This window comes from Bradyrhizobium sp. CIR18, assembly GCF_014198295.1.
Lineage (GTDB): Bacteria > Pseudomonadota > Alphaproteobacteria > Rhizobiales > Xanthobacteraceae > Bradyrhizobium.
Genome location: NZ_JACIHF010000001.1, coordinates 815,392 through 842,372, shown reverse-complemented (window position 1 = coordinate 842,372; position 26,981 = coordinate 815,392). Strand labels below are relative to the sequence as shown.

Annotated in this window: 25 protein-coding genes; 11 read left to right on the top strand and 14 right to left on the bottom strand. The window is 64.9% G+C overall.

Annotated elements, in window-relative coordinates:
• Positions 1–414 precede the first annotated feature (414 nt).
• Together GGD65_RS04080 and GGD65_RS04075 are read left to right on the top strand one after the other, a co-directional pair.
• Positions 415–1,386 carry an SDR family oxidoreductase gene (locus GGD65_RS04080; RefSeq protein WP_092257788.1) on the top strand — a complete coding sequence of 324 codons (972 nt, stop codon included), beginning with the start codon at positions 415–417 and terminating at the stop codon, positions 1,384–1,386.
• 249 nt (positions 1,387–1,635) lie between these two features.
• Complete coding sequence (locus tag GGD65_RS04075; protein ID WP_018320072.1) at positions 1,636–2,751, top strand: S9 family peptidase; 1,116 nt, start codon at positions 1,636–1,638, stop codon at positions 2,749–2,751.
• 18 nt (positions 2,752–2,769) lie between these two features.
• Here the strand turns inward: GGD65_RS04075 and GGD65_RS04070 are convergent, their stop codons facing one another.
• Positions 2,770–3,276, bottom strand: a complete 507-nt coding sequence (locus GGD65_RS04070) for a MarR family winged helix-turn-helix transcriptional regulator (protein ID WP_026202299.1) — start codon at positions 3,274–3,276, stop codon at positions 2,770–2,772.
• 402 nt (positions 3,277–3,678) lie between these two features.
• Here GGD65_RS04070 and GGD65_RS04065 point away from each other — a divergent pair, with 402 nt between their 5' ends.
• Positions 3,679–5,235: a porin gene (locus GGD65_RS04065; protein ID WP_183234456.1), complete on the top strand. Its 1,557-nt coding sequence runs from the start codon at positions 3,679–3,681 to the stop codon at positions 5,233–5,235.
• Between the two features lie 319 nt (positions 5,236–5,554).
• On the opposite strand, the gene GGD65_RS04060 is transcribed toward GGD65_RS04065, so the two are convergent.
• The 3 genes from GGD65_RS04060 to GGD65_RS04050 form a co-directional block, all read right to left on the bottom strand.
• Positions 5,555–6,025 carry a GcrA family cell cycle regulator gene (locus GGD65_RS04060; RefSeq protein ID WP_183234455.1) on the bottom strand — a complete coding sequence of 157 codons (471 nt, stop codon included), beginning with the start codon at positions 6,023–6,025 and terminating at the stop codon, positions 5,555–5,557.
• Between the two features lie 72 nt (positions 6,026–6,097).
• Positions 6,098–6,295, bottom strand: a complete 198-nt coding sequence (locus GGD65_RS04055) for a hypothetical protein (protein WP_007603456.1) — start codon at positions 6,293–6,295, stop codon at positions 6,098–6,100.
• Positions 6,296–6,495: 200 nt separating this feature from the next.
• Positions 6,496–7,437: an acetamidase/formamidase family protein gene (locus GGD65_RS04050; protein WP_183234454.1), complete on the bottom strand. Its 942-nt coding sequence runs from the start codon at positions 7,435–7,437 to the stop codon at positions 6,496–6,498.
• Between the two features lie 185 nt (positions 7,438–7,622).
• On the opposite strand from GGD65_RS04050, the gene GGD65_RS04045 reads away from it, so the two are divergent.
• Genes GGD65_RS04045 through GGD65_RS04035 form a run of 3 tightly spaced genes read left to right on the top strand, consistent with a single transcriptional unit; the run spans position 7,623 to position 10,399 of the window.
• Complete coding sequence (locus tag GGD65_RS04045) at positions 7,623–8,372, top strand: YdcF family protein (protein ID WP_210316885.1); 750 nt, start codon at positions 7,623–7,625, stop codon at positions 8,370–8,372.
• Positions 8,373–8,428: 56 nt separating this feature from the next.
• Positions 8,429–9,211 (top strand): DUF169 domain-containing protein, encoded by a 783-nt coding sequence (locus GGD65_RS04040; protein WP_183234453.1) that lies wholly within the window; start codon positions 8,429–8,431, stop codon positions 9,209–9,211.
• 9 nt (positions 9,212–9,220) lie between these two features.
• A complete protein-coding gene (locus GGD65_RS04035) occupies positions 9,221–10,399 on the top strand; it encodes a trans-acting enoyl reductase family protein (RefSeq protein WP_183234452.1) in 1,179 nt (392 codons plus the stop codon).
• 114 nt (positions 10,400–10,513) lie between these two features.
• On the opposite strand, the gene GGD65_RS04030 is transcribed toward GGD65_RS04035, so the two are convergent.
• The gene (locus GGD65_RS04030; RefSeq protein WP_183234451.1) at positions 10,514–11,710 is read right to left on the bottom strand and encodes an FAD-dependent monooxygenase; all 1,197 of its coding nucleotides are present in this window, start codon (positions 11,708–11,710) and stop codon (positions 10,514–10,516) included.
• Positions 11,711–11,857: 147 nt separating this feature from the next.
• Here GGD65_RS04030 and GGD65_RS04025 point away from each other — a divergent pair, with 147 nt between their 5' ends.
• Positions 11,858–12,328: a MarR family transcriptional regulator gene (locus tag GGD65_RS04025; RefSeq protein WP_049814971.1), complete on the top strand. Its 471-nt coding sequence runs from the start codon at positions 11,858–11,860 to the stop codon at positions 12,326–12,328.
• On the opposite strand, the gene GGD65_RS04020 is transcribed toward GGD65_RS04025, so the two are convergent.
• From GGD65_RS04020 to GGD65_RS04010, 3 genes are all read right to left on the bottom strand, one after another.
• Positions 12,303–13,553: an O-antigen ligase gene (locus GGD65_RS04020; RefSeq protein ID WP_183234450.1), complete on the bottom strand. Its 1,251-nt coding sequence runs from the start codon at positions 13,551–13,553 to the stop codon at positions 12,303–12,305. The two genes, GGD65_RS04025 and GGD65_RS04020, sit on opposite strands and share 26 nt — an antisense overlap.
• A 154-nt stretch (positions 13,554–13,707) precedes the next feature.
• The gene (locus GGD65_RS04015) at positions 13,708–15,255 is read right to left on the bottom strand and encodes an undecaprenyl-phosphate glucose phosphotransferase (RefSeq protein ID WP_177237148.1); all 1,548 of its coding nucleotides are present in this window, start codon (positions 15,253–15,255) and stop codon (positions 13,708–13,710) included.
• A gap of 120 nt (positions 15,256–15,375) precedes the next feature.
• On the bottom strand, positions 15,376–16,509 hold the full coding sequence (locus GGD65_RS04010) for a glycosyltransferase family 4 protein (protein ID WP_183234449.1): 1,134 nt from the start codon (positions 16,507–16,509) through the stop codon (positions 15,376–15,378).
• A gap of 205 nt (positions 16,510–16,714) precedes the next feature.
• Here GGD65_RS04010 and GGD65_RS04005 point away from each other — a divergent pair, with 205 nt between their 5' ends.
• Positions 16,715–19,039, top strand: coding sequence for an exopolysaccharide transport family protein (locus GGD65_RS04005; RefSeq protein ID WP_183234448.1), 2,325 nt, complete (start codon positions 16,715–16,717; stop codon positions 19,037–19,039).
• 149 nt (positions 19,040–19,188) lie between these two features.
• Here the strand turns inward: GGD65_RS04005 and GGD65_RS04000 are convergent, their stop codons facing one another.
• Positions 19,189–20,370: a GNAT family N-acetyltransferase gene (locus tag GGD65_RS04000; protein ID WP_183234447.1), complete on the bottom strand. Its 1,182-nt coding sequence runs from the start codon at positions 20,368–20,370 to the stop codon at positions 19,189–19,191.
• A gap of 127 nt (positions 20,371–20,497) precedes the next feature.
• On the opposite strand from GGD65_RS04000, the gene GGD65_RS03995 reads away from it, so the two are divergent.
• Positions 20,498–21,541, top strand: a complete 1,044-nt coding sequence (locus GGD65_RS03995) for a polysaccharide deacetylase family protein (RefSeq protein ID WP_183234446.1) — start codon at positions 20,498–20,500, stop codon at positions 21,539–21,541.
• Here the strand turns inward: GGD65_RS03995 and GGD65_RS03990 are convergent.
• Entirely contained in the window at positions 21,525–21,746 is a 222-nt protein-coding gene (locus GGD65_RS03990) for a DUF2842 domain-containing protein (RefSeq protein WP_183234445.1), read from the bottom strand. The two genes, GGD65_RS03995 and GGD65_RS03990, sit on opposite strands and share 17 nt — an antisense overlap.
• A 97-nt stretch (positions 21,747–21,843) precedes the next feature.
• Between GGD65_RS03990 and GGD65_RS03985 the strand changes: the two genes are divergently transcribed.
• A complete protein-coding gene (locus GGD65_RS03985) occupies positions 21,844–22,926 on the top strand; it encodes a COX15/CtaA family protein (protein WP_183234444.1) in 1,083 nt (360 codons plus the stop codon).
• On the opposite strand, the gene GGD65_RS03980 is transcribed toward GGD65_RS03985, so the two are convergent.
• The 4 genes from GGD65_RS03980 to GGD65_RS03965 all read right to left on the bottom strand — a co-directional run bounded on the left by GGD65_RS03980 (position 22,927) and on the right by GGD65_RS03965 (position 26,408).
• Positions 22,927–23,271 (bottom strand): hypothetical protein, encoded by a 345-nt coding sequence (locus GGD65_RS03980; RefSeq protein WP_018320090.1) that lies wholly within the window; start codon positions 23,269–23,271, stop codon positions 22,927–22,929. It abuts the gene before it with no gap.
• A 174-nt stretch (positions 23,272–23,445) separates the two neighbouring features.
• Positions 23,446–24,726 (bottom strand): O-acetylhomoserine aminocarboxypropyltransferase, encoded by a 1,281-nt coding sequence (locus GGD65_RS03975; RefSeq protein WP_104462877.1) that lies wholly within the window; start codon positions 24,724–24,726, stop codon positions 23,446–23,448.
• Positions 24,727–24,875: 149 nt separating this feature from the next.
• On the bottom strand, positions 24,876–25,460 hold the full coding sequence (locus tag GGD65_RS03970) for a CoA-binding protein (RefSeq protein WP_183234443.1): 585 nt from the start codon (positions 25,458–25,460) through the stop codon (positions 24,876–24,878).
• A 123-nt stretch (positions 25,461–25,583) separates the two neighbouring features.
• Positions 25,584–26,408, bottom strand: coding sequence for an enoyl-CoA hydratase (locus GGD65_RS03965; protein ID WP_179738848.1), 825 nt, complete (start codon positions 26,406–26,408; stop codon positions 25,584–25,586).
• A gap of 85 nt (positions 26,409–26,493) precedes the next feature.
• On the opposite strand from GGD65_RS03965, the gene GGD65_RS03960 reads away from it, so the two are divergent.
• On the top strand, positions 26,494–26,922 hold the full coding sequence (locus GGD65_RS03960) for a PaaI family thioesterase (RefSeq protein ID WP_018320094.1): 429 nt from the start codon (positions 26,494–26,496) through the stop codon (positions 26,920–26,922).
• Positions 26,923–26,981 lie beyond the last annotated feature (59 nt).

Sequence of the window (26,981 nt, the reverse complement as noted above, 5' to 3'; positions counted from 1 at the left end):
ACACGCTGGCCTGGCCGACTCGACCCAGCGTCCGGAGTCCATTTGACGATTCGGATTGTAAAAAAATTACCCATAAACCGAAGCCGGACAAATACGGGAACCGGGCACTTTTGCCCCAACTGTGGCAGCAGCTCCGCGGACGCTCCCGCGCAACGGCCGGGCTATCGCCTGTGCTTCCGGCGACGATTGAGCAAGCGCCTCGTCCTTCGAGACGACCGCTTCGCGGTCTCCTCTCATCTGCAACGACCGCGTGGCGACTGCAGGCCAATAGTCCGCACGCCGAAATAATTGATGCCGAAGATTGCTTCGCCGATCCGCTTTCATTTGCGGATGCGGCGCTGCTACATTTCGTGCGCGCGTCCGGCAAGCGGCGCTGTGAAGAAACATACCGACAAGGGAGGGGCCGAAAGTCCCATGAAGGATTTCGCAGGAAAGATCGCGGTCATCACCGGCGGCGGCACGGGAATGGGGCGCGAGCTCGCGCGGCAACTCGTTGCCGAGGGCTGCAATGTCGCGATGTGCGACGTCTCGCAAGCCGCGATGGCAGAGACCAAGCGGCTCTGCGAGATCGAGAAGCTGCCGCAAGGCCTGCGCGTCACGACGCATGTCGCCGACGTGTCGATCGAGGATCATCTGAAGCGTTTTCGCGACGAGCTCGCCGAGCAGCAGAAGACCGACAGGATCCATCTCCTGTTCAACAACGCCGGCATCGGTGGCGGCGGCAGCCTGTTCACCAACACGCGCGAGCAGTGGGAGCGCACCTTCAACATCTGCTGGGGCGGCGTCTATCTCGGCGTGCGCACCTTCCTGCCGATGCTGGTCGCGGCGGACGAGGCCCACATCGTCAACACCGCGAGCGTCAACGGCTTCTGGGCCTCGATCGGCATGGGCCAGGCGCACACCGCCTACAGTTCGGCCAAATTCGCGGTGAAGGGATTTACCGAAGCGTTGATCAACGACCTTCGCCTGCACGCCCCGCACGTCAAATGCTCGGTGGTGATGCCCGGTCACATCGGCACCTCGATCGTCTCCAACTCGCGCAAGGTGCAGAGCGCCGACGGGTCGGAGCGGCTCAACGCGGACGAGGTCGCGCTGACCCGCAAGCGCATGGTCGCGGCCGGCGTGCCGGATGCCGACAAGATGTCGGACGAGGACATCCAGGCGGCGTTCGCCGAGCGCGCCCGCAGCTTCCTGGAGGATGCGCCGACGACGGCGGCACAGGCCGCGAAGATCATTCTCGACGGGGTCAAGGCGGAGCGATGGCGCATCCTCGTCGGCGAGGACGCCAAGCGTCTCGACGAACGCGTGCGCGCTACGCCGGAGCAGGCCTACGACCGCGCCTTCTACGATAGCTTTACGCAGGAGGTCGGCTGGCGGCTCGGTTGAGATCGCCTCGAAAGGCGCGGATATAGGTATGATAATCATCATGGCAAGAGGCGCGCAGGTAATTGTACGTGCCACCTCCTGCCAATGTTCATCGCCTCATGACGAATTGGAATGTCACGCATGCGAGGGGGCCGTTTCGTTCAAGCGATGGTGATCTCGAACGGCTCTCATTCGGTGCACGGCTGCTTGGTCGGTAAACTGAAATAGTTTAGTCAATCAGGGATAACGCGATGATAGAGCGTAGCTCCGATGATTCCCGCATGCCTCTCCGACGACTGGATCCTTTGCCCGGAGCGGGAGGACATCTCCGCTGAATTTACGCGGCTCTTGACCGCGGCCCAGGAGGGCGGCGCCACGATCGCCGAATGCCTGATGATCGCGCGGCAGCTGAAGCGCGGCGACGACCGGTCATGGCATCGCGAATGGAAGAAGCTCGCGCAGGCCAATCGGCAGCGCGCCGAGGCCGCGTTCGCGGAAGGCCACATGGCGAGCGCGCAGCGCAACTGGCTGCGCGCCATGAACTACTACGGTGCGGCGGCGATGCCGCTCGACCCGGCCGACGAGCGCCGCTGGGTCGCGGTGCTCGCGATGCAGGAATGTGCCCGCCGCTACCTCGCGGCGCGCGGCCCGGCCGGCGAAGTCGTGACGATCCCCTGGCTCGACGGACATGCGTTGCAGGGCTATTTCCTTCCCGCGCCGTCGGAAAGCGGACGGGCTCCGACCGTGATCTGCATCGGCGAGCCCGGCCATCGCAAGGAGGAATTCCTGTTCAAGCTCGTGCCGCATGCGCGCGAGCGTGGATTCTCGATGCTGGCGCTCGACCTGTTCGGCGACCAGCGCGACGACTATCTCGACGCGCTGTTGCGGCGCCGGGATCTCGAGAGCGCGATTCCCGGCGTCATGGACTATCTGGAGACGCGCGGCGACATCGATTTCGCCCGGGTCGGGATCATCGCCGACGGCTGGGGCTCGTCCTTCGTGGCGCGCGCGGTGTTGCAGGAGCCGCGGCTTGCCGCCGCCGTCTGCGACGGCGGCCTGTGGGACCTGCACGAGCGGGCCTTCTTTGCCAGCCGATTTGCGATGAGCGACGTCAGCATCGTGCCGGTGCCGCATGCGCCGCTGATGGCCTCCAGCGCCGACTGTCCGGTGCTGATCACGCTCGGCGAGGACGGCTGGCTCAAGGCCGACCGGGCGCGTCAGATCGTTGAGAGCTCCCGGCTCGCCACCTCGGATGTCATGCTGAAGGTGTTCACCGCGGCCGAAACCGGCGCGGCGCAGGCCCATGCGGACAATCCGAGCCTTGCCAACGAATACATCTTCGACTGGCTCGAATCGCGGCTCGGCACCGCCGCGCGGCGGATCTGAGCGCGGGGCCCTAGGACCCTAGAAGTCGAGCGAGATCCGGACGCAGGCTTTCTGAAGGCGGTTCTTCAACGTCGCGAGCTTGCCGGTGAATTCCGTCAATTCGTTCTCGTCGAACTCCTGGAAGACGAACTCGCGGATCGTCTTGTACTGCTCATTGAGGCTTGCGATGTGCTTCTGGGTCTTGTCGGTCAGGGACAGCCGGACCACCCTGGCGTCGGTCGGCGAGGGGCGACGGCGCAGCAGGCCCTTCTTTTCGAGCAGCTTGGACTGGGTGGTGACGAAGGACGGATCGACGTGGAGGAGCTTGGAGACGACGTTGACCGGGATGCCATCGTCCTTGTCGAGATCGGAGATGGCCATCAGGATCAGCCATTGCGGGCCGCTGATGCCGAGCGTCTTCGCCCAGAACTGACGCAGCTCCTCCAGATACATGTTGATCGACGATATCTCCCAGGTGAAGCGCCTGATGATATCCAGATTGCCGATCGAGCGCAGGCGCGCTCCTTCTTTCCTCGTCGCGGACACAGCGTCACTCCCGTGAACCGATTGTTCAGGCCGGTGTTCGTGGAGGGCCATAGTCCACGCAAGCCTGCTCTGACGCAAGTGCAGGGCAGGGTAATTTCGTCACTAAAACTACAAAGATGATCAGGTCAGCGATTGGCCCGGCCCCGGTGTTGCGCGCGGGGCACAGGCTTAGCGAAAACCGGAAAGCTGACTTAATAAAGTATTTTGATTAGTGAACGACGCAGGCATATTGGTCCGTGACGGTGGGGGGTTCTCGATCGTCCCGTTGCAGGTGGTTCGCTCACGTTGCTCGCGTCGAAAGCGGGTGTGTCCGAAAGCGGCCGAGCGGATTGATGGAGACGGGGATCTTGGGGGGCCTCACGGTCCGGTCTCCGTAAAATGAGCAACTTGGAGGTTTTTGAGATGAAAGTGGTGAAGAGCCTTTTGCTCGGCACTGCGGCGGGTCTGATCGCCGTCGCTGGAGCCCAGGCGGCCGATCTTCCGGTCAAGGCCAAGGCAGTCGAGTACGTCAAGATCTGCACGCTGTACGGCGCGGGTTTCTACTACATCCCGGGCAGCGACACCTGCATCAAGCTCGGCGGCTATGTGCGTGCCGAAGTGGCGCTCAACGCCGGCGGCAATTACAGCGCCCAGTACAACGGCGTGTTCGCGGCCAACAACCGCCTCACCAACTACTACTCGATGCGCGCTCGTGAAGATCTCAACATCGACACGCGCACCGCGACCGAGTACGGCGTGGTCCGCACCTATTTCGACGCGGTCTTCACCTGGACGACCGGCAGCTATGGCGGGACCGGTTCGGGCACGGGTGCGACCCAGTACAGCGGCACGATCGGCCTCAACGCGGCCGGCACCGGCCTTACCGGCTCGAGCGGCGGCAACATCAACGGCACCGACGGCAATCTCTCCGGCGGCGCGCTCGGCGTCTACTACGCCTTCGTCCAGTTCGCCGGCTTCACCATGGGTAAGGCCGTGTCGCAGTTCGACGCGCCCTGGATCAACTATCCCGGCAACAATTTCGACCAGCTCGTCGGCGGCAGCGGCACCACCAACGGCGTGACCCAGTTCACCTACACCGCCGATTTCGGCCAGGGTGTGACGGCGGCGTTCTCGGCGCAGGACCAGACGCAGGTGTTTCAGACCAACATCTGGAACACCGCGGGCATGTCCACCACCGGCGTTCTCGGCGGTGCCTACGGCTCCAACGACCTCGGCGGCACCCGCTCGCCCGACCTCGTCGCCATGGTTCGCGTCGACCAGGCCTGGGGCCTGTTCCAGGCGTCGGTCGCCGCGCATGACAACCATGTCGGCTATTACGGTGCGACCGAAGCCACCGGTCATCCCGAAGACAAATGGGGCTGGGCCGTTCAGCTCGCGTTGGGCATCAAGAACATCCCGACCGGCGCCGGCGACGTGATCAACATCTCGGGCGTCTACACCGAAGGCGCGAGCCGCTACAACTTCCAGGAGCTGGCCGCGACCAGCTACTCGATGTTCGGCAGCTCGAACGCCGCCTATCAGAGCATCGGCTTCGCCGGCGTGTCCGACGCGGTGTTCGGACCGGGCGGCCAGCTCGAGCTGACCAAGACCTACGGCTTCCGGGGTGCCTTCACCCACAACTGGAGCCCGTACTGGAACACGGCGCTGTACGGCGCGTGGGCTGCGGTCAATTACAGCGGCACGGCGAAGAGCATGATCTGCGGCAGCGCGGCGTTCGCAACCCTGACCGGCTCCTGCAACCCGGACTTCAACATCGGCCAGGTCGGTGTCATCACCCGCTGGACGCCGGTGAAGAACCTGACCTTCTCGGCTGACTTCACCTACAGCCATCTCGACCAGAAGTACTCGGGCGTGATCACGACCGGAGCACTGACGGGCGTCGCCAAGCCGGCGGCGACCTACGAGCTGAAGGACCAGGACACCTACAGCATGCTGCTGCGCGCCCAGCGCAACTGGTAAGCTTGACGTCCCTCGATGCGACAGGGCCCCGGCGGGAGACCGCCGGGGCTTTTTATTTGCGGAGATCTTCGCAATCTGACCGTCCGTGCGGCGGACGAAGACGAGCTATGCGATTCAATCGCCTCAGATTTATTTACTTACATGAGTTACTAAGCTATATATCTCCAAGCCAAATACGAAAGTTGCGGCTCTTAGCTTCACGCTAAGCCTCCAGAAACCTCCGGCGATGCCCCGCCGGAGGTTTTTCGTTTTTGGGAGGCACAGCGTTTTCGAGCAAAGTGGATACCAGTTCGCGTCAAGAAAACGCGTCAAGCAGATGCTAACTGCGCATCACGCGGGCGCGTCCGTTCGGTCGGTAGGCGAGGCGGCTGTGGCCGGCGCAATAGGGCTGAGCGTCGGGCGCGGCATTGCCGCAGAAGCAGAAATCCTCGGCGCCCGGCGTCGAGATCGGCCAACGGCAGCGGTTCTCGGCCAGCTCCATCAGCGAGCAGCGATTGGCGTCGTCGATCGGACCTGCGGCCACGGGTGCGTCGGTGTCGCCATAGATCGTGGCGAGCATCTCATATTGCAGCCGCGGCACGGCTCTCGGCGCCCGCGCCGGCCGGTCCTGAACCTTGCGCTCGTCGATGGTGCGGCCGCGCGTGAGATTGAGGCGGGACAGCTTGCCGATCACCGCGTTGCGGCTGACGCCGATATCGGCGGCGATCTCGCGGCAGGAGAGGCCGGCCTCGAAATGCCGCTTCAGAAGTTCGATGCGATCGTCGGTCCAGGTGGGTGAAAGAACAGGCATGTGTCACGGTCCCAGGTTGCAGATGTAGCCATCCGCCTTCCGAGATCCGTCCGCCTCACGTTCGGCGCGCGCTCACGTCCTGCCATTGTCGCGAATCGACAAAAGCCCGTCCTTGATGGCGAGACGGATGCCTTCCTCGATCAGGGTACGTGCGACGCCGGGAACGCTGGTGCCGTGGGTGCCCTGTCTCACCAGCTTCTCCAAATAGGTGATGGTCGAGAGCGCCAAGGTTACGGGAATACGGTCAGTCTCGGCTTTTTCGGTGGCCATGGCCCGAACGCTAGCCTCTTACTCGGGTACATAAAAGTAACGATTAAGACTCTATTTAGGTTCGGGGGTGGAAGTCAAATGCGGGCTGAGCTTGATGCTCAGCATGTTGGAATCGCACGGGAAATTAGACGCGACGAGGCGCGCCGCGCGAGAGTCCCGGCGGCGGCGTGGCGTCGATAGGTCGGGAGGAGCGGGCCGGCTCAGCCGTGCACGATCGCCTTTTCGATCATGCAGTGGATGCCCTTGGCGCCGTTGACGGTCTGGGTTACGCGCAGATCGGCCGCCAGGCTGCACAGCGTGTAGGCATCCTCGCGCGACAGGTTTCGCGTCTCGCCGAGCAGCGCGATCATGTCCCGCAGCGCGCGCACGACGCACTGGTCGAGGTCGGGATCCATCGCCATGGTCATGTAGTGGGTCGCCGTCTCGGCGCGGGGATAGTCGAACTTCAGGTCCTTGCGCAGCGTCAGGCGGAAGCGGCCCTGCAGCGCGGTCTCGATCGCGGTGACGCAGACCTCGCCGTCGCCCTGCACGCCGTGGCCGTCGCCGCAGGAGAACATCGCGCCCGGCACGAACACCGGCAAATAGAGCGTCGCGCCGGCGCCGAGCTCCTTGTTGTCGAGATTGCCGCCCATGGCGCGCGGGATCAGCGAGGAGATGCGGCCCCAGCCAGGTGGCGGCGACACGCCCATCACGCCGAAGAACGGCTTCAGCGGCAGATCGAGGCCCCACGGCATGCGGCCGACCATCCGCGCCCGGTCGAGCGGGATGTTGAGGATGCGGGTCTCGTGGAAATCGTCGGGGAGAGTGCCGGACAGCGGCTTGATCATGTTCCAGCCCCAATCCTGCCGGAGCTGGACATCGAGGATCTCGACCGCGAGCACGTCGCCGGGCTGGGCGCCTTCGACCGCGATCGGGCCGGTGAGAATGTGGCCGGGCAGCATGCGCTCGTTATTGGCATGAACCTCGAACATCTCCGGCGGAATGTGAAACTTGTCGCGATCGGGCAGCATGTCGGCGCCGCCGCTGATGGTGTCGACCGTCACCTCGTCGCCGCTTTTGATCGTCAGCACGGGCTTGAGCGCCGCTTCGAAGAAGCCCCAATGGCAGGTTTTGGGGCTGGAATGCAGGTGGTGATGGGTCATTTGCCGCGTCCGGTCGCTTTCATCAGGCCGGGCTTGACCCGGCGATCGATCCTCTTTCAAGAAGATTTCTGAAGATCGCCGGGCAGGTCAAGCCCCGCGCGGACCGGCCAGTTCATTCCAGCGAGGCTCCCCTGTTTTTCGTGCTTTCCAAGACGCTTGGCACCGCGCTGCTGCCGATCAACTTCATGGTCGAGCTCGGTATCCTGTCGCTGGTGCTGATGGCGACGCGCTTTGCCGCGCTCGGCCGCAAGCTTGCGGTGACCACGCTGGTGCTGCTGGCGCTGGCGGCGTTCTCGCCGCTCGGCAATCTCCTGATCTACCCGCTGGAGTCGCGCTTTCCGGCGTGGGATCCCTCGCGTGGCGCGCCCGACGGCATCATCGTGCTGGGCGGCTCGGTCGACACCGATCTGTCGGCGGCGCATCGCGCGCCGGTGGTCGCGCACGCCGCCGATCGTCTGTTTGCGCCGGCCGAGCTCGCGCGCCGCTATCCGAATGCGCGCATCGTCTTTACCGGGGGGACCGCGAACCTGGTCGCGACCGACGCGCGGGAGGCCGACTACTCCGCGCCGATCATGGAAAATCTCGGCATACCGAAGCAGCGCCTCATCCTGGAGCGCAGCTCCCGCAACACCTGGGAGAATGCGATCTTCACGAAAGAGCTGGTGGCGCCGAAGCCGGGCGAGCGCTGGCTGCTGGTGACGTCGGCCTTTCATATGCCGCGCTCGATGGGAATCTTCCGCAAGGCCGGATTTGACGTCGAGGCCTATCCCGTGGACTGGCGGATGGGCGGCCGTGACGATCTCTTCTCCTTCACCAATATGGGCGCGGACGGGCTGGGCCGAACCGAAGTTGCTGTGCGCGAGTGGATCGGCCTGGTGGCCTACCGTCTGATGGGCCGGACCGGCGAGTTGCTTCCGGGACCCGGCAAGGACTAGAACGAGAGCCGTAAAACAAGAACACACGGCGCACGATCGCCGGGCCGGAGGAAGCCATGCAAAAGCAGAGTGCAGACAGCATCGATCTTGGTGGCCTTGTCGCCGATCTCAACAGCCTGCTGCGGCTGAAGACGAATGTGATCGGCATGAAGCTGTTCGCCCGCGCCGCAGACATGGAGGCGATCCCGAAAATCCGGCGGCCGAATGCGATCCACACCACCGACCAGATCGTCAGCATGGCCGCCCGGCTCGGCTGGACCGTCGGCATCACCGCTGTCGACCTTGTCGGCGCACAGTGCCGCGCGGTGATCGGCCTTGCGCCGCAGGACGACAAATGGCTCGCCGGCGAGAACTATGTCGGGGTCTGGCACGGCACCGCGGAGGACGCGCGCAAGCGCCAGGAGGCGCTGGACGTGGTTCCGTTCGGACACTATGAGGCGCTTGCCGTCAGTCCGCTCGCGAGCGGACGGCTCGATCCGCCGGACATCTGCCTCGTCTATGCGACCCCCGGTCAGATGATCATCCTGATCAACGGGCTGCAATATACCGGCTACAAGAAGTTCGAATGGGGCGTCGTCGGCGAGACAGCCTGCGCGGATTCCTGGGGCCGGGCGCTCAAGACCGGGGAGCCCAGCCTGTCCTTGCCATGCTATGCCGAACGGCGCTATGGCGGCGTGCCGGACGAGGAGATGCTGATGGCCTTGAAGCCTTCGCATCTCGCCAAGGCAATTGAAGGCATGAAGGCGCTGGCCAAGAACGGCCTGCGCTATCCGATCCCGCCCTATGGCATTCAAAGCGACGTCCGTGCCGGCATGGGCGTAAGTTACGCGAAAAAGTAAAGGCCAGTCATGAGCTCTGCGAAATTCGACATCGTCGTCTACGGTGCGACCGGTTTCACCGGCCAGCTCGTCGCCGAGTATCTGGCGGCGAATTACAAGGACGACAAGGCGCTGACATGGGCGATGGCAGGCCGTAGCCTCGACAAGCTCAAATCGGTGCGCGACGCGATCGGTGCGCCCGCGGATACGCCGCTGATCGTGGCGGATGCATCGGACGCGGCCTCGCTGAAGGCGATGGTGGCGCAGACCAGATCGGTGATCACGACGGTCGGTCCGTACCAATTCTATGGCGAGGACCTGCTCGCGGCCTGCATCGCTGCGGGCACAGACTATTTCGATCTCTGCGGCGAGCCGGTCTGGATGCGGCAGATGATCGACAAGTACGATGCGGCGGCCAAGGCGAGCGGCGCGCGCATCGTGTTTTCCTGCGGCTATGATTCCGTGCCGTTCGAGCTCGGCACGTTCTTCGTGCAGGAAGAGGCCAGGCGCGTGTTCGGTGCGCCGGCTGCGCGCGTCAAGGGCCGCGTGCGCGACATGCGCGGCACCCTGTCGGGCGGCACCGCGGCGAGCGCGAAAGCGACCTTCGATGCCGTCGCCAAGGATCTCAGCCTCGTCGCCATTCTCAACGACCATTTTGCGTTGACCCCCGGATTTACCGGTCCGAAGCAGCCGAAAGGCAACAGAGCGGCCTACGAGGAGGATCTGCAATCCTGGGCCGCGCCGTTCATGATGGCACTGATCAACACGCGCAACGTCCATCGCTCCAACATGCTGATGGGCTTTCCCTACGGCCAGGACTTCGTCTACGACGAGATGGTTCTGACCGGTCCCGGCGAGAAGGGCGAGGCCAACGCCAAGCGCGTGATGGCGGTCAATGCCGAGAAGACCGGCCCGAACGCGCCGAAGCCGGGCGAGGGGCCGTCGAAGGAAGAGCGCGACAACGGACTCTTCAATTTGCTTTATGTCGCGATCGCGCCGGACGGCCGCCAGGTCCGCGCCGGCGTCACCGGCGACCGCGATCCCGGCTACGGCTCGACCTCGAAGATGATTTCCGAATGCGCGATCTGCCTGCTCCGCGACGCCGCGGACGTTCCGGCCGGGTTCTGGACCCCGGGCGCAGCGATGCAGCACAAGCTGATCAAGCGGCTGCAGGACAATGCGGGGCTGACGTTCACTGTGGAGAGCTAGCTGGGCTCTCATAGGGTGGGCAAAGCGAAGCGTGCCCACCATTGTCGCGATTAGGACGAGATCGTGGGCACGGCGCTTTGCGCCTTTGCCCACCCTACGGCAGCGTTCGTGCCGCTACGCTGCCCGCGCGTCATATGCGTACATGAAATCCATGCTCTTTGATCCCAACGGCAACAACAATTTGATCATCTGATTCCTGATCCACGCGCTGGTGGCGCTGAGTTCGCGCTTGCTGTTGCCGTTGCGGCGCGCCATGGCGACGATCTTCTCGGTGCGCGGACGACGCTCGGCCTCGAAGGCCTGGAAGGTGGCGCCGAGCTCCTGGCCCTCCTGCATCAGGCGGGCAAGCCGCATCGCGTCCTCAAGCGCCAGCGAGGCGCCCTGGCCGGCATGGGGGCTGGTCGCATGCGCGGCGTCGCCGATCAGTAGCGAGCGCTTGCGCGACCAGGTCGGAAGGGTCGCGACGTCGAGCGTGTCGGTGACCACGATGTTCTCGGCGGCCTCGATGATATCAGGGATCGGATCGTGCCAGCCGCGGTGGAAGCCGCGCAGATGCTGCTTCAGCGTCGACGGGTCGAGCGCGCGGAACATAGCCGCGTCCATGCCCTGCGCGGGCTGCGTGCTCCACCACATCACGCCGTCCGTGGGATCTGGGCTGCAATAGCCATAGCCGAAGAAGCCGCTCTGGCCGAACGTGGTCTCGACGTGCCGGCCGATCGGCCTGCCGTCGAGCACGGCGTGCGGCACGAAGCCGCCGAAGCCGATCAGTCCGGTATTGAACGGCTGCGGTCCGTCCGGCACCACCTGCCGACGTGTGATCGAGTGCACGCCGTCGGCGCCGATCAGGAAGTCACCCTCGGCCGTGGTGCCGTCGGCGAAATAGGCGATGATCGGCTGGTCGCCGCGGTCCTCGATCTTGATCAAGCGCTTCTCGAAATAGAGCGAAACGCAGGCGCACCAGGCCTTGTCGATCAGGATCTCGTTCAGCGTGGCGCGGCAGACGTTCACCGCGGGCTGCCCGAAGCGCCGCTCCATGTCGCGGTTGATCGAGCCGAGCCTCGCGCCGCCCTGCGAATAGAAGTCGAAGGATTCGGCGATCGAGCCTCGGCTGATCAATTCATTCGCCAGCCCGATCTCGTCCAGCACATGCATGCCGTTCGGCGCGATCTGCAGCCCGCCGCCGATGCCCTTGGAATAGGGCCAGGCCTCGTAGATCGCGGACTCGATGCCGGCGCGGCGCAGCAGGATCGCGGCCACGGGGCCGGCAATGCCGGCGCCGATGATCAGGGCCTTGCGGGGACGATAGGACATGGCTTGCTCCCGACGTTTCCGTGGTGCTAGGAGGAATTACGGTCGCTAAATCTCTTAGTGACTAAGATATATATCGCCTAAGATATGAGGTCGGCCTTGTCAAGGACGAAGGCGCGCAACGCGCTGCTGCAGGAGCTCGAGGAAGCGATGCGCCGGTCGTCGGCGCAGGGCGTGCTCTATGGGCAAACCGTTGCCAACGTTGCCGGAATTGCCAATTCCGATCTCGAATGCATGGACATCCTGTATCTCGAGGGACGCGTCACCGCAGGAAGGCTCGCCGAGGTCACGGGCCTGACGACGGGCGCCATCACCGGCGTGGTCGACCGGCTCGAAAAGGCCGGCCTAGTGCGCCGTGAGCGGGATGAGAAAGACCGCCGCAAGGTCTTCATCGCCGTCGTGCCGGACGCGGCGATGAAGATCGGCCAATTCTACGTGCCGATGCAGCAGGCGATGGAGAAGGTATTCGGCGGCTATTCCGACGAGGAATTGCGGCTGCTGCTGCGTTTCGCCAACGAAGGCTACAAGGGTGTGCTCGCAGCGACCGAGGCGCTGAAGGGCCTGCTCGACACGCCACCGGAAAAGCGTCCGGCTCTCAAGTTGAAGAAGCGTCGTCCCTGATCTTGTAGATCTGCGCGGCGGCGATCATGCCCCACATCGCGCCCAGCATCATCCAGAAGTGCCGCCAGTGGTCGGTGTCGATCACGAAGCTCTCGCCGACGGTGCCGACGAAGGCGGAGAACACTGCGAGATAAGCGCGCTGCCAGGGCACCGGGACGAAGATGTGCCTGAAGCCCATGATGACGGTGGTGAAGACCAGCGCGGGATAGCACACGCCGGAGAGCCAGCCGCCAGACATGAAGGCGTTGAGATAGGAATTGTGGGTGTCCTCGGGGAAGAAGCGGTGGAATTGCAGCGGGCCGATGCCGAACGGCAGGTCGAGCGCCATCTCCGCACCCAGGATGTGGCGGCCGAACCGGCCGAAGCGGCCCTCGTCGTAGCTCTGGTCGAAGCTCGCGCGCTGCTTGAACATCTCGGCGGTGGAATCGAACGACAGCAGCACCGCGATCAGCGCGAGCCCCAGCACCGCGGCCACGATCGCCATGATGATGATGCGCGAGCGCTGCGCGTTGGTGCGGCTGGTCAGCACCATCAGCGCCAGCATGAAGGCGGAGGTCAGCACCAGGCCGCCCCAGGCGGCGCGTGAGAAGGCGAGCAGGATCGCCAGCGACATGATGCCGAAGGCGATGACGTTGCGGAACGCCTTCCCCAGTCTGTCCGAAACCACGCTCTGCAGCGCAAACAGCGCGGGCAGGATCAGGAAGGCGCCGAGCACGTTCGGGTCCTTGAACGTGCCGCGCGCGCGGCCGTAGAGTGTGAGAAGGTCGTTGCCGCCGGGCACCAGGTGGAAATAGCCGGCGACCGCCAGCAGCGAGGCGATCATTCCGCCGACCACGAGGCCTCGGCGGAGCATGTCGAGCCGGGCTGCGGTATCCTCGGACGTGACCATGGCGAAGAACACCACGGTCACCGCCATGTACCAGGAGGTCGCGATCCAGCTCACCACCTCGGACTGCTCGAACAGCGGGATGGCGCTGATCGTGTAGCCGACATTGAGCAGGACCAGCATCAGCACCAGCGGCATCAGCGCGAGCCGCAGCCGCAGGCCGGTGGCGAAGAACGTGACCGCCGCGAGCAGCGTCATGATCTCGTAGGGGCTCGGCTCGATGAAGACGACCGCGCCGGAGGCGCCGACCAGCCACACCAGCGCACGCTGCAGCGCCAGCACGCCGGGCGCAGCCGGTACGGCAACGTTCACTCCACAGGCTGTCGCCGCATACGCCATCACATGCTCATACGCTTACGCTACTCACACGCCACAAACACCGCTGTCATCGCCCGGCTCGACCGGGCGATCCAGTACTCCGCGGCGGCGCTGCGGCGTACTGGATGCCCCGTTCCAGTGCGCAAGCGCGCACAAGCCGGGGCATGACGGAAGCTCAATACGCGTTCTCGTTCTTGGTCAGCAGCGAGATCGGCGTCTTCAGGAGAATGTAGAGGTCGAACAGCACCGACCAGTTCTCGATGTAATAGAGGTCGAACTCGACGCGCTTCTGGATCTTCTCTTCGTTGTCGATCTCGCCGCGCCAGCCGTTGATCTGGGCCCAGCCGGTGATACCGGGCTTGACGCGATGGCGGGCGAAATAGCCGTCGACGGCTTCGTCGAACAGCCGGCTCTGCAGCTTGCCCTGCACCGCATGCGGGCGCGGGCCGACCAGGGAGAGGTTGCCGGAGAACACCACGTTGAAGAGCTGCGGCAGCTCGTCGAGGCTGGTCTTGCGGATGAAGCGGCCGACGCGGGTGACGCGCGGATCGTTCTTGGTCACGACCTTGGAGGCGGTCGGATCGGCCTGATGGTGGTACATCGAGCGGAATTTGTAGACGTCGATGCGCTCGTTGTTGAAGCCGAAGCGCTTCTGGCGGAATAGCGCCGGACCGGGGCTGTCGAGCTTCACCGCCAGCGCCACCAGGCCCATCACCGGCAGGGCCGCGAGCAGCGCGAGGCTGCCGACGACGCGGTCGAACAGCCATTTCATCACCAGATCCCAGTCGGTGATCGGCGCCTCGAACACGTCGAGCGTCGGCACCTCGCCGAGGTAGGAATAGGAGCGGGGCCGGAAGCGCAGCTTGTTGGTGTGCGCGGAGAGGCGGATGTCGACCGGCAGCACCCAGAGCTTCTTCAGCATTTCCAGGATGCGCGTTTCCGCCGAGATCGGCAGCGCGAACAGCACGAGATCGACGCGGGTGCGGCGGGCGAATTCGACGATGTCGTCGACCTTGCCGAGCTTGCGCGCGCCGGCGCAGGTGTCGAGCGCGCGGCTGTCGTTGCGGTCGTCGAACACGCCGAGCACGTGGATGTCGGAATCCTCCTGCGCCTTCAGCGCTTCGACCAGCTGCTCGCCATTGCTGTCGGAGCCAACGATGATGGTGCGGCGGTCGAGCCGGCCCTGGCGCGCCCAGCCACGCACCAGCGAGCGCAGCACCAGGCGTTCGGCGAGCAGCGCGGCGAGACCGAGGAAGTAAAAGGCGGCAAGCCACAGCCGCGAGATTTCGCTGCCGTATTTGGCGAAGAAGGAGATGCCGATGAACAGCAGGAAGACGAACGACCAGGACGAGATCATCCGTGTCATCTGCCGGAGCTGACCGCGGAACAGCTGCACCTGATAGATGTCGGCGGCCTGGAAGCAGACTACGGCGGCGATCGATACGGCGATGACCTCCGCGGGATAGACCCAGCTGAAGCCGGAGAGCGGCATGACATAGCCGACATAGAGCGCGATACCGACGAGGCTGAGCAGCGCGAAGTCGGCCACGCGCACGAAGCCGGCGATCACGATCGGCGAATAGGCGCGAGCGACCTTCTGGTTGACGACGTCGAGGGCTGCGGGTGAGAGCCGGCGGCGGCGCTCTACAAAGGGTTGGTCAGCGGGTTTAGCCGCGGCGCTGGTCGCGGCATCGAGCATCGAGCGTGCGTTGAGCGGTTCCACGGGCTTCCACGTCCATTTCAAGCACCCGCGGGCCAATAGCGTTGGCGCCCCGGGCGGCATCCCCTGGTCCTTCGATTATCGAACAAATCGGAAGATTTTCTAAAGCGGGCTTAAGGATGGTTAATGATTGGCAAATGCGTCGCGATAGCCGGCGATCACGCCGTCGACCATGGCGGCTTGCGAGAAATGCGCCGAGATGCGTTCGCGCAAGGACACGGCGCGCTGCGCGGTGGTCTGGGGATCATCGAGCGCCGCGGCGATCGCCTCGGCCATCGCCTCGGAATTGCTCGGCGCGAACAGGGCCGGACTGTCGGAGCCGAAGATCTCGGGAATGCCGCCGATGCGGGAAGCGATCATGGGAATGCCGGCGGCGCCGGCCTCGATCACGACATAGGGCATGGAATCGCCGCGCGAGGGGACGACCAGCAGCCGCCCCTTGGAGAAGCCGTAGCGCGCCTTGACGTGACCGATGAAGCGGATCGCATGGGTGAGGCCGAGCTTCTCGACCTGCGCCTTCAGCGCCGCGGTTTCCTCGCCGTCGCCGCCAAGCGTCAGCGTGATCTTCTTGCCGCCCTCGTGCAGGCGCGCCACGGCATCGACCAGGAGATCGGCGCCCTTGATGTGCCTGAACTCGCCGACATAGGCGAGGTCGGTGGCATCGTCGGTGGTCACGACGGGCTCGAACTCCTCGGGCGTGACGCCGTTGAAGACGCAATGCACCACGCCCTTGGGCGTGCCGACGATGCGTTGATAGGTGTCGCGGGCGAACGCGCTCTCGAACAGGAACAGATCGGTCGCGTCCATCAGCGCCCGTTCCAGCCGCGCGTAAAACTCGCCTTTGAAGGTGTTGAGGGGATAGTGCAGCGAGCCACCATGCGGCGTGTAGATGCGGATAGTGTCGTCGGAGCGTCGCCGCATGCGGATGAAGGCGCCGGCCTTGGCACCGTGGCCATGCATGACGTCGGGCTTGAGCGTGGCGATCAGGCGCCGCATGCGCAACCACACAAGAACGTCGTCCGGCGACGGTTCGCGGCGGATCGCGAGCCGGTGCACGCCGAGCTTCAGCCGCGGCGCGAGCTCGGCAAGGGCCTTGTCGGCGCGCTCGCCGCCGGTGAGACTGTCGGCGAGAATGCCGACATGATGGCCGCGGTCGACCTGGCCGTTGGCGACGTCGAGGATGTGGCGGAAGATGCCGCCGACCGGAGCACGCACGGCGTGCAGGATACGAAGCGGCCGGTCAGGAGAGGGGGGCATGAGTCAAAACCAGCGCGCGACGGCGAATGCCGAACAAATCCTAGGAAAATATCGAGACGGATTAAGGGGCCTCGTGGTTAACAAACGGTGACGAGTGCGCCTGCGCACGTCGCCGCATGCCGCGATTAACCCAGCGGCAACCTTAATGGAGTGTAATCGCCACGGTTGAGGTAGCTTAGTGGCGTTGCCCCTGCGGGAGTGTTCGATGCGTTTAGCGTTCTGGCGTGCCGGCAAGGACAAGGCCGTGGTTGCGCGAGCCGTCTCTAAGGCCAAACCCGAAGTCGCGCCCAAGGCTGAGACCAAGCCTGAGACCAAGGTCGAGACCAAGACTGAAGTCAGGCTGGAAGCAAAGCCTGCGCCGATCGTCACCAAGCAGGCACAAGTCGAATCCGGCGATATCGATCTGCACGCGCTCGGCGCGGCATTGGCGCGCAAGCGCGGCTGGATCATCGTGCCGACGGTGCTGGCGCTCGTCGCCTCCGTTGCCGTCGTCAATCTCGTCACGCCGCGCTACAAGTCCGAATCGCGCATCCTGATCGATGGCCGCGAGAACGTGTTCCTGCGTCCGAGCAGCGACCGCACCGAGGAGCGGCAGGCGCTCGACGCCGAGGCCGTCACCAGCCAGGTGCAGCTGGTGCTGTCGCGCGATCTGGCCCGGGAAATCATCAAGAAGAACAAGCTCGCCGAACGCCCCGAATTCGATCCCGTGCTGCAAGGCATCTCGCCGCTGAAGTCGCTGGCCGCGATGATCGGTATCGGCCGCGATCCGTTCTCGATGACGCCGGAAGAGCGCGTGCTCGATGCCTATTACGATCGTCTCCAGGCCTACGCCGTCGACAAGTCGCGCGTGATCGTGGTCGAATTCCAGTCCGCCGATCCGGACCTTGCCGCGCGCGTCGCCAATTCGATCGCCGACGGCTATCTCGTGCTCCAGCAGGGCGCCCGCCAGGAGCAGGCCAAGAACGCCAGCCAGTGGCTCGCCGGCGAGATCGAGAGCCTGCGCAAGAAGGTCTCCGACGCCGAGGCCAGGGTCGAGGACTTCCGCTCCAAGTCGAGCCTGTTCGTCGGTACCAACAACACCACGCTGTCGAACCAGCAGATGGGCGAGGTCAACACCCAGCTCAACAATGCGCGCGCGCTGAAGGCAGACGCGGAATCCAAGGCGCGCCTGATCCGCGAGATGCTCCAGAGCGGCAAGCCGATCGAGGCCTCCGAGGTCGTGAACTCCGAATTAATGCGGCGGTTGTCCGAGCAGCGCGTCACGCTGCGTGCGCAGCTCGCCGAGCAGTCGTCGACCCTGCTTGGCAATCACCCGCGGATCAAGGAGCTGAAGGCGCAGCTGGGCGATCTCGACAATCAAATCCGCGACGAGGCGGCCAAAATCTCCCGCTCGCTCGAAAGCGACGCGCGGATCGCCGGCGGCCGGGTCGATGGCCTGACCGTGAGCCTCGAGCAGCTCAAGAAGCAGGCGACCTCGACCAACGGCCAGGACGTCCAGCTCCGCGCGCTGGAGCGCGAGGCCAAGGCGCAGCGCGATCTGCTCGAGACCTATCTGGCCAAGTACCGCGAGGCCAATACCCGCGAGACCATCGACACGGCGCCGACCGACGGCCGCATCATCTCGCGCGCCATCGTCTCGAACACGCCGGCCTATCCGAAGAAGCTGCCGATCGTGCTGATCGCGACGATCGCCACGCTGCTGCTCTCGTCCGGCGTCGTCGTCACCGGCGAGCTGTTGCGCCAGACCGCGCCCCGCACGGTGGCCGCGTTCAGCCCGGTGCAAACGCAGGCACCGGTGCGCCAGGAACCGGCTGTCCAGCCGGTCGTCCAGCCGGTTGTCCGGCCCGAGGTCGAGCCGATCACCGATGCGGTCATGGCAGAGCCCGCGCCGCTTCAGCCGGAGATGCCTGATGATGCCGACGTCACAGAATTCACCGAGATCGAACATCTGGCCGGCAGCCTGCGCGCCGCGGGCGCTGCGGCGAGGAAGGTCACGGTGCTCGGCACCGCTTCCGGTGAAGCCATCACGCTGTCGACGCTGACGCTCGCCCGGCATCTGGCCCGCGAGACGCGCGTCGTCGTGGTCGATCTCGCCGCGTCCTCGCCGACGATTGCCGCGGTGTCGGTCGACGCTTCGGCGCCCGGCCTTGCCGAGCTGATGCAGGGCGAGGCGTCGTTCGCGCAAATCATCACCCGGGACAAGCTATCGCGGCTGCATCTCGTCATGGCCGGCCGTCCCGGCTTCGACCGCAGCGTGCTGCAATCGCCGCGGGTGACGCTGGCCATCGACGCGCTGCTGCGCGCCTATGATCACGTGCTGATCGACGCCGGCAGCGCCTCCGACCTTCCGGCCGAGCTGCTGACGGCGCATGCCCGCGCCGTCGTGGTGCCCGATGCGTCGATGACGGCGGACGCGCGTACGTTGATGTGCGAGCAGCTGAGGGCGGTCGGCTTCAGCGAGGTGACGATGCTGAGCAAGCCGGTGCAGGCTTCGGATGCGGTGGATGCGCCCCGCGTGGTGGCGGCGTAGGCTTCTTCTTTCTCTCTCCGCACACGCGAAATCGTAGGGTGGGCAAAGGCGCACTTGCGCCGTGCCCACGGCGTGTCCAAGACAGCCGCAAAAGACGTGGGCACGCTTCGCTTTGCCCACCCTACGATATCGGCGTTCGCGGAGAGATATTACCCGAACGCCTGCCGCAGCCGCCTGGCCAGATCAAACAGCATCTGGTTCTGCTTCACCAGGCGCTTGCCATGGCTGAGCGATGACATCGCCATCGCCGCGAGCTTGCCGCGCGAGGTCAGCGGAACAAAACTGTCGAAGATATCTTCGTCGTCCTTGCAGAACATCCGCTTGTAGTCGTCCGAACCGATGCCGAGGTCGAGCGAGCGGTAGCCGCGCTCGCCGTAGCGATCGATGATGTAGCGCATCAGGATCAGGCCGGGGCTGTAGCGGGCGTGCTCGGACATCGTGTAGGTGTTGAACATCATCGAGAAGCGCTCGCCGTCGGCGACGCCGGCATAGATCGCGATCACCTCGTCGTCGCATTCGAGCGCGTGGATATCGATGACGCGGCCTTCGCCGCGCGGCGCGAGGCAGGCGCTGCGGATGAACTGTTCGACCCCGGGCTCGGCGAAGACGTTCGGGAGCTTCTGTTCGGCCATCCGCGCCGGCTTGACGCGGAAGAACCAGTCGAGCAGGCGGGTGACGTCGGCATCGGACGTCGCCAGATGATAGCGATAGCCGGCGAGGTGCTGGAGCTTCTTTTCCTTGCTCTTGAGGCGGCGGCGGAACGAATTGCTGATCCGCGATGGCGGCGGGCCGCCGGGCTCCATCACCAGCTGCGGGCAGCCGTTGATCGCGCTCTGTCGCGGCAGCAGCGCAAACGGGTTCCGCTGGTCGCGCCAGCGCAGCGGTTGCTGTGTCAGCGCGAGCACGTCGGCATGTTCGCGCAGCGGCGCCAGCAGTGCTTCGAGATCGGCGGCGCTGGTCTGTGCGGCGCACGCGGCATCCCACAGGCCCATGTTGAAGGTCGTGTGCTTGCCGCCCATGAAAGCGGCCGTGCGCACGCCGTGGCTCTGGCGCAGCGAGAGCGGCAGCAGCAGCACCGGCTTGCGATCGGCGTCGCGACCGATCACGACGAAGGGCCGCGCGCCCTCGCGCTCGCCGACCAGTCGCTGCCAGGGGCTCAGCAGATCAAACCGCTGATAGGGCGTGAAGAGATGGCCGGGCTCCTCGAAGGCGCGCCAGACCGCCTCGGCGGCGCCGAGATCGGTGACGATATCGACATGCGCGATACGGCTCGCTTTCGACCGCGCTGGCGCTTCTGCCGTCCGGCTTTGCATCGCCGCAGCCATGGTCATTCGCGAAACCTGTCGAGAAATCAAAATAGACGTAATTCGGCCTGTGGCCGACCTTTGCAAAGAAATGTCAACAAAGGGTAAGGACAATGGAGAGGGAACGGCGCCCTGGGGGCGCGAAGGTGGGATCTTGGCATCCGACGACAGATGGCTGGAACGGCTGCGCCTCGAGCTGGCCTGGTTCACCGGCCAGGCCGCGCTGCGCAGCCGAGGTGCCGGCGCCATCCTGCGCTTCGCGCGGGTGCGGCCACGGCGGGGCGGCGGGTTTCAGCCGCTGCGCGCGAACGAGATCACGCCGCAATTTCTCGACCGTGCCATTCGCGCGTTGAAGCGCTGGAACTACGATTTTCTCGGCATGGACGAGGTCTGCCGGCGCGCGGTGACACTGCCGGAGAAACGGCGTTTCGTGGCGCTGTCCTTCGATGGTGCCAACAAGGATCTCATCGACTTCGCCTATCCGGTGCTGACGCACCATGCCGTGCCCTTCACGGTCTACGTGCCCACCGCGTTTCCCGATGGTGTCGGGGAGGCCTGGTGGCTCGGGCTCGAACAGGTGATCGCGCGCGAGAGCCGCATCAGCCTGATGATGGGCGAGAGGGAGCAGCGCTTCACCGTCACCGGCAATGCCGAGAAGCAGGCGCTGTTCTCGCATCTCGAGAGCTGGCTGCGCTCGCTGTCACCGGCGGATCTATCGGCCGCGATCGCCGATCTCTGTACGCGCTACCGCATTGATCTTGCCACGCTCTCGCGCGAGGCGTCGATGGATTGGGAGGATCTGGCGAAGCTGGCTGCCGATCCACTCGTCACGATCGGCAGCGCGACCGTGAACTATCCCGTTCTCGCCAACATGAAGGACAGTGCGGCGCTGCGCGAGATGGCGATGGGCAGGGCCGTTGCCGAAGCCGCTTTCGGCCGCGATGTCAGGCATCTCGCCTTTCCGTTCGGCGACCGCACCTCGTTCCGGCGCAGCCACGTCGTGATGGCGGAGGAGGCCGGCTTTGCCAGCGCGGTGTCGACGATCCCGGGCATCGTGGACGCGGAGGGGCGGACCAATCTGCGCGCGCTGCCGCGGATTTCCTGGGATGGCCGCGTGCGCTCGCTGCGCATGTTGCGCGTACTGGTGTCGGGTGTTGCGTTTGCGCCGGTGAGGCCGACCGCTACAAGCCAGACTTAACGCGATCAGGTCGCTGCATCCAGCTCACGATCGGCATCGCCGGCAGCACCCAGCCCATGCCCACGACCACGTAGTAGATCGCCTGCCGCCAGCCGGACTCGGCGATCCACGGAATCTGCGCCGCCGCCATGCCGAGCAGGGCCCAGACGGTGGCCAGCACGAGGAGCAGGATGGCGCCGAGGAACTTGCGGGTGCGGATCGTCATGACGGACTACTAGCGGCTTTCGCGTAACTTGCGCTGCGGGAGCGGGGGACTATAAGGGGCACGCAGTCCGGTTCAAGCCCTGGTTTTAACCTCTGAAATGACGACGAATTTTGTCCCAACCAACCCGCATCGCGCCGTGCGCTGGTGGCTGATCTCGGTCGCCGCACTGATCGCGCTGATGGTGCTGGTCGGCGGCGCGACGCGGCTGACGGAATCCGGCCTTTCGATCGTCGAATGGAAGCCGGTTACGGGCAGCGTGCCGCCACTGTCGCAGGCGCAGTGGACCGAGGCGTTCGAGGCCTACAAGAAGATCCCGCAATATCGCGAGCTCAATGCGGGGATGAGCCTGTCCGAGTTCAAGCAGATCTTCTGGTGGGAGTGGAGCCATCGGCTGCTCGGTCGTTTCATCGGCGTCGCCTATCTCTTGCCGTTCCTGTTCTTCCTGTGGCGCGGTGGCCTGTCCGGTGAATTGAAGCGCAGGCTATGGCTGCTGTTCGCGCTTGGCGGGCTCCAGGGCGCGGTCGGCTGGTGGATGGTGGCCTCGGGCCTGACGGGACGGGTCGAGGTGTCGCAATATCGGCTGGCGACGCATCTCGTGCTCGCGCTGCTGATCTTCGCCGGCATTGTCTGGACGGTGCGGCGGCTCAAGGAGCGGCCGCAGATCGCAGCACCGGCGCGGCTGCGCTTCACGAGCGCGCTGCTGCTCGTCGTGACGTTCGTGCAGATCTATTTCGGCGCACTGGTTGCGGGCCTGCGCGCGGGGCGCGCCTACAACACCTGGCCCCAGATCGACGGCGCGTTCATTCCCTCGGCCGAGCGGCTGTGGTTCGAGACGCCGTGGTGGCGCAACATGTTCGACAATGTGCTGACGGTGCAGTTCGAGCACCGCATGACCGCCTATGCGCTGTTCGCGCTGGCCGCGCTCCACGCGTTCGACGCGGTGCGCTCGCGCGCAGGTGCGGCGGCAAGCGGCGCGCTCTGGCTGCTCGCGGCGGTGAGCCTGCAGGCGGTGCTCGGCATTCTCACGCTGCTCAACCAGGTGCCGATTGATCTCGCGCTGTCGCACCAGGCGGTCGCAATCGTCGTGCTGACGCTTGCGGTGATGCAGGTGGAGCGGCTCGCTTCGCGGCGACCTGCGGAGGCGCAGCCGCGCGCGGTTCCAGTTGGCCAGCCCGGCTGATCAGCAATAGCCGTAGATGCCGCACGAATAGGGCAGGCGCCAGAAATAATCGACCTGCTTCCCGCCGTAATACGCACCCTGATAGTCGTAGCTCCAGGGCCGGCCGTAATAGCCCGGCAGGGTGTGCGAGCCCGGCAGCAGCGGTGTGCCCGGCAGGTTGCGGATGTAGCTGCCGACGCCATAGGCCGGCGAGATCAGCGCATCCGGATCGGTATCGACATAGACCTGCGGCGGCTCCTGCGGGGGAGCTGCGGCCCGCCGCTTCGGCGTGGCCGGCAAGTCGGCGGCAACGGCGGCTGAAACCGTCAGCATCGCCGCAAGGGCAGGCACCATCCAGCGCAGCATCGTCGGCTCCGAATCAAAAGGGCGATCCAAAGACGATGTATGGGGTAGATATGGTTAATGATCGTTAACTGACGGTCGCCAAAGCGACCGTCATTCGGGGGCGGTGCAAAGCACCGAACCGGGCGTCGAGAATCCGGGCTCGCGCTGCCGCGCGCCCCGGAATGACGGCGGTGACTACGCCCCCAGCGCCTGTTCCAGATCGGCGATCAGGTCTTCCTTGTCCTCGATGCCGATCGAGAGCCGCACCACGTCGGGGCCGGCGCCGGACTTCACCTTGGCGGCGTCGTCGAGCTGGCTGTGCGTGGTCGAGGCCGGATGGATCACCAGTGAGCGGGTGTCGCCGACATTGGCCAGGTGCGAGAACAGCTGCAGTTTCGACACCAGGCTGACGCCGGCGTCATAGCCGCCCTTCAGGCTGAAGGTGAACACGGCGCCCGCGCCCTTCGGCGCGTATTTGCGCGCGAGCTGGTTGTACTTGTCGCTCGCAAGGCCGGCATAGCTGACCGACGCCACCGCCGGATGGCCGGCGAGGAATTCGGCGATCGCTTTCGCATTGTCGCATTGCTTCTGCATGCGCAGCGGCAGCGTCTCGATGCCGGTCAGGATCATGAAGGCGTTGAACGGCGACAGCGCGGGGCCGAGGTCGCGCAAGCCCAGCACGCGGCAGGCGATCGCGAAGGCGAAATTGCCAAAGGTCTCCTGCAGCCGGATGCCGTGATATTCCGGTCGCGGCTCCGACAGCATCGGATATTTGCCGCCGGTCGACCAGTCGAAGGTGCCGGCATCGACGATGATGCCGCCGAGCGAATTGCCGTGACCGCCCAGAAACTTCGTCAGCGAGTGCACGACGATGTCGGCGCCGTGGTCGATCGGGCGGATCAGGTAGGGCGAGGCCAGCGTGTTGTCCACGATCAGCGGCACGCCCGCCTTCCGGGCCACCGTCGAGATTGCCTCGATGTCGGTGATGCTGCCGGCGGGATTGGCAATAGACTCGATGAAGATCGCCTTGGTGCGCGGCGTCACCGCGCGCTCGAAGCTCGCGACGTCGTCGGGATCGGCCCACACCACGTTCCAGCCGAAGCTCTTGAAGGCGTGCGTGAACTGGTTGATCGAGCCGCCATAGAGTTTTCGCGCAGCGATGAACTCGTCGCCGGGCTGCATCAATTGCTGCAACACCACGACCTGCGCGGCATGGCCCGAGGCCACCGCAAGCGCGGCCGTGCCGCCTTCGAGCGCGGCGACGCGCTCTTCCAGCACGGCGTTGGTGGGATTGCCGATACGGGTATAAATGTTGCCGAACGCCTGCAGACCGAACAGCGAGGCGGCGTGGTCGGCATCGTTGAACACGAACGAGGTGGTTTGATAAATCGGCGTCGCGCGCGCACCGGTGGTGGGGTCGGGCTGTGCACCGGCATGCACGGCGAGGGTTGAAAATCCCGGAAGGCGATCGCTCATTGAGGGCGTCCTGTTCTCTTGGTCTGAAATCGCGCGGCATGCTGATGGGCGCCGCGCTCGCCGTCAAGGCGCCGCTTCACGTCAAGATCATTTGGGAATGATCTTGCTACGCATTGTCGCGTTGGCAAAATGAACCCCTCGCAATTGCGTCAGCTTTGCTCGGTCTTGTTTTTGGCCGCGCGATCGGAGGCCGCAGTGTCGCCGCCGCCGACACTCATCCGATTGAGGGATAGCCGCATGCCTTGCGTCGGTGCCGGCGCGCGCTTGGAGCTGAGCGTGCGCGAATTCACGCCCATCCAGGAGATCTCGGATGACAGGCGGCCATATTCGATCTTGGGGCAGCGATTCATCACCACCTTGATACCGACCGATTCCGCCTTCGCCGCCGCTACGTCATCGCGCGCGCCGAGCTGCATCCAGATCACCTTCGGCAGCGGGTCGAGCGTGAGCGCCTCTTCGACGACAGGCATGATGTGGCTGGAATTGCGGAAGATGTCGATCATGTCGATGGGACGGCCGATGTCGGAGAGCGAGGCGATAAAGGGTTTGCCGAGCAACTCCTTGCCGACATGGCCGGGATTGACCGGGATCATGTCGTAGCCGCGCTGCGCCAGATATTTGAACGCGAAATAGCTCGGTCGCACGTTGACCGGCGAGGCGCCGACCATCGCGATCGACTTCACGCTGTTGAGGATGGCGCGGATGTAATTGTCGGAATAGGTGTCGTGGTTCATCTTTTTCTTTCTCTGACCCTCATGGTGAGGAGCGCGGCACGCGCGTCTCGAACCATCAAGCCACAGTCGGGCCTCTATCCTTCGAGACGCCGCGTTCCGCGGCTCCTCAGGATGAGGAGTTGACTATTCGTCCCGCCATGTCGGCGCGCGCTTCTCGATGAAGGCGCCGATGCCTTCCTCGGCGTCGCGCGCCATCATGTTCTCGGTCATCACCTCTGCGGCATAGCGATAGGCATCCGCAAGGCTCATCTCGGCCTGGCGGTAGAATGCTTCCTTGCCGAGCTTGACGGTGTAGGCGGATTTCAGCGCGACCTGTTGCGCGAGCTCGATCGCGGCGTCGCGTTCAGTGCCGGCGGGCACCACGCGGTTGATGAGCCCGATCTCGCGGGCGCGGGTCGCCGGGATCGGCTCGCCCGTCAGCAACATCTCCATCGCCTGCTTGCGCGGCACGTTGCGCGACAGTGCCACCATTGGTGTCGAGCAGAACAGGCCGATGTCGACGCCGGGCGTGGCGAAGTGTGCTGCCTCCGAGGCGATGGCGAGATCGCAGCTTGCCACGAGCTGGCAGCCAGCCGCGGTCGCGATGCCCTGGACGGCAGCGACCACAGGCTTTGGCAGGTGCACGACCGCCTGCATCATCGCGCTGCAGGCGGTCATCATCTCGGCAAAGAAGGCGCGGCCGCGATCGGCGTCAGTGCGGCGCGCGGTCAGCTCCTTCATGTCGTGGCCGGCGGAGAAGGCCGGACCGTTGGCCGCGATCACGACGCCGCGGACGGCCTTGTCATCGCGGATCTCGTTGAGCTCCGCATGCAGGCTGGCGATCATCGCCGCCGACAGGCTGTTGCGCGCGGCGGGGCGGTTCAGCGTCAGCACGGCGATCGGGCCTACGGTCTCGCGCAGCAGGATCGGCGGTTGCGGGGAGGGGGCGCGGGCAGCCTGGGCGGACATCGAAGCGTTTCCGTTGGATTATTGCATTTGAATGACGCAGATAACTTAATGTAACAGGGCAAGTGAAGCGAGGGTGGGGAACAGCATGGCGTCAGCGAAAATGAGCGTGGCAGAGGTCGAGCAGTTCCTCCGTCACGAGTTTCCCCAGGCCTTCAGCGGCGACGACATCACGATCGAAAGCGCGGACGGCCAGACCTGCCTTTTGCGCCAGCGCTACAGTGAAAGGATGCTGCGGCCGGGCGGAACCGTGTCCGGCCCGACGCTAATGGCACTGGCCGATTTCGCGATGTACGTGGTGCTGCTGTCCGCGATCGGGCCGGTCGGGCTCGCCGTGACCACCAATCTCAACATCAACTTCCTGCGCAAGGGCCAGCCCGGTCAGGACGTGCTGGCGGAGGCTCGGCTGCTCAAGCTCGGCAAGCGGCTGGCGGTCGGGGAGGTGAAACTGCTGTCCGGCAGCTCGCCCGATCCGATCGCCCATGTCACCTCGACCTATTCCATTCCAAATGTTTGAGCTTTTCGTAGGTAATATAGCACCATATTTTCAAGCCATTGATATTGCGATGCTAATTT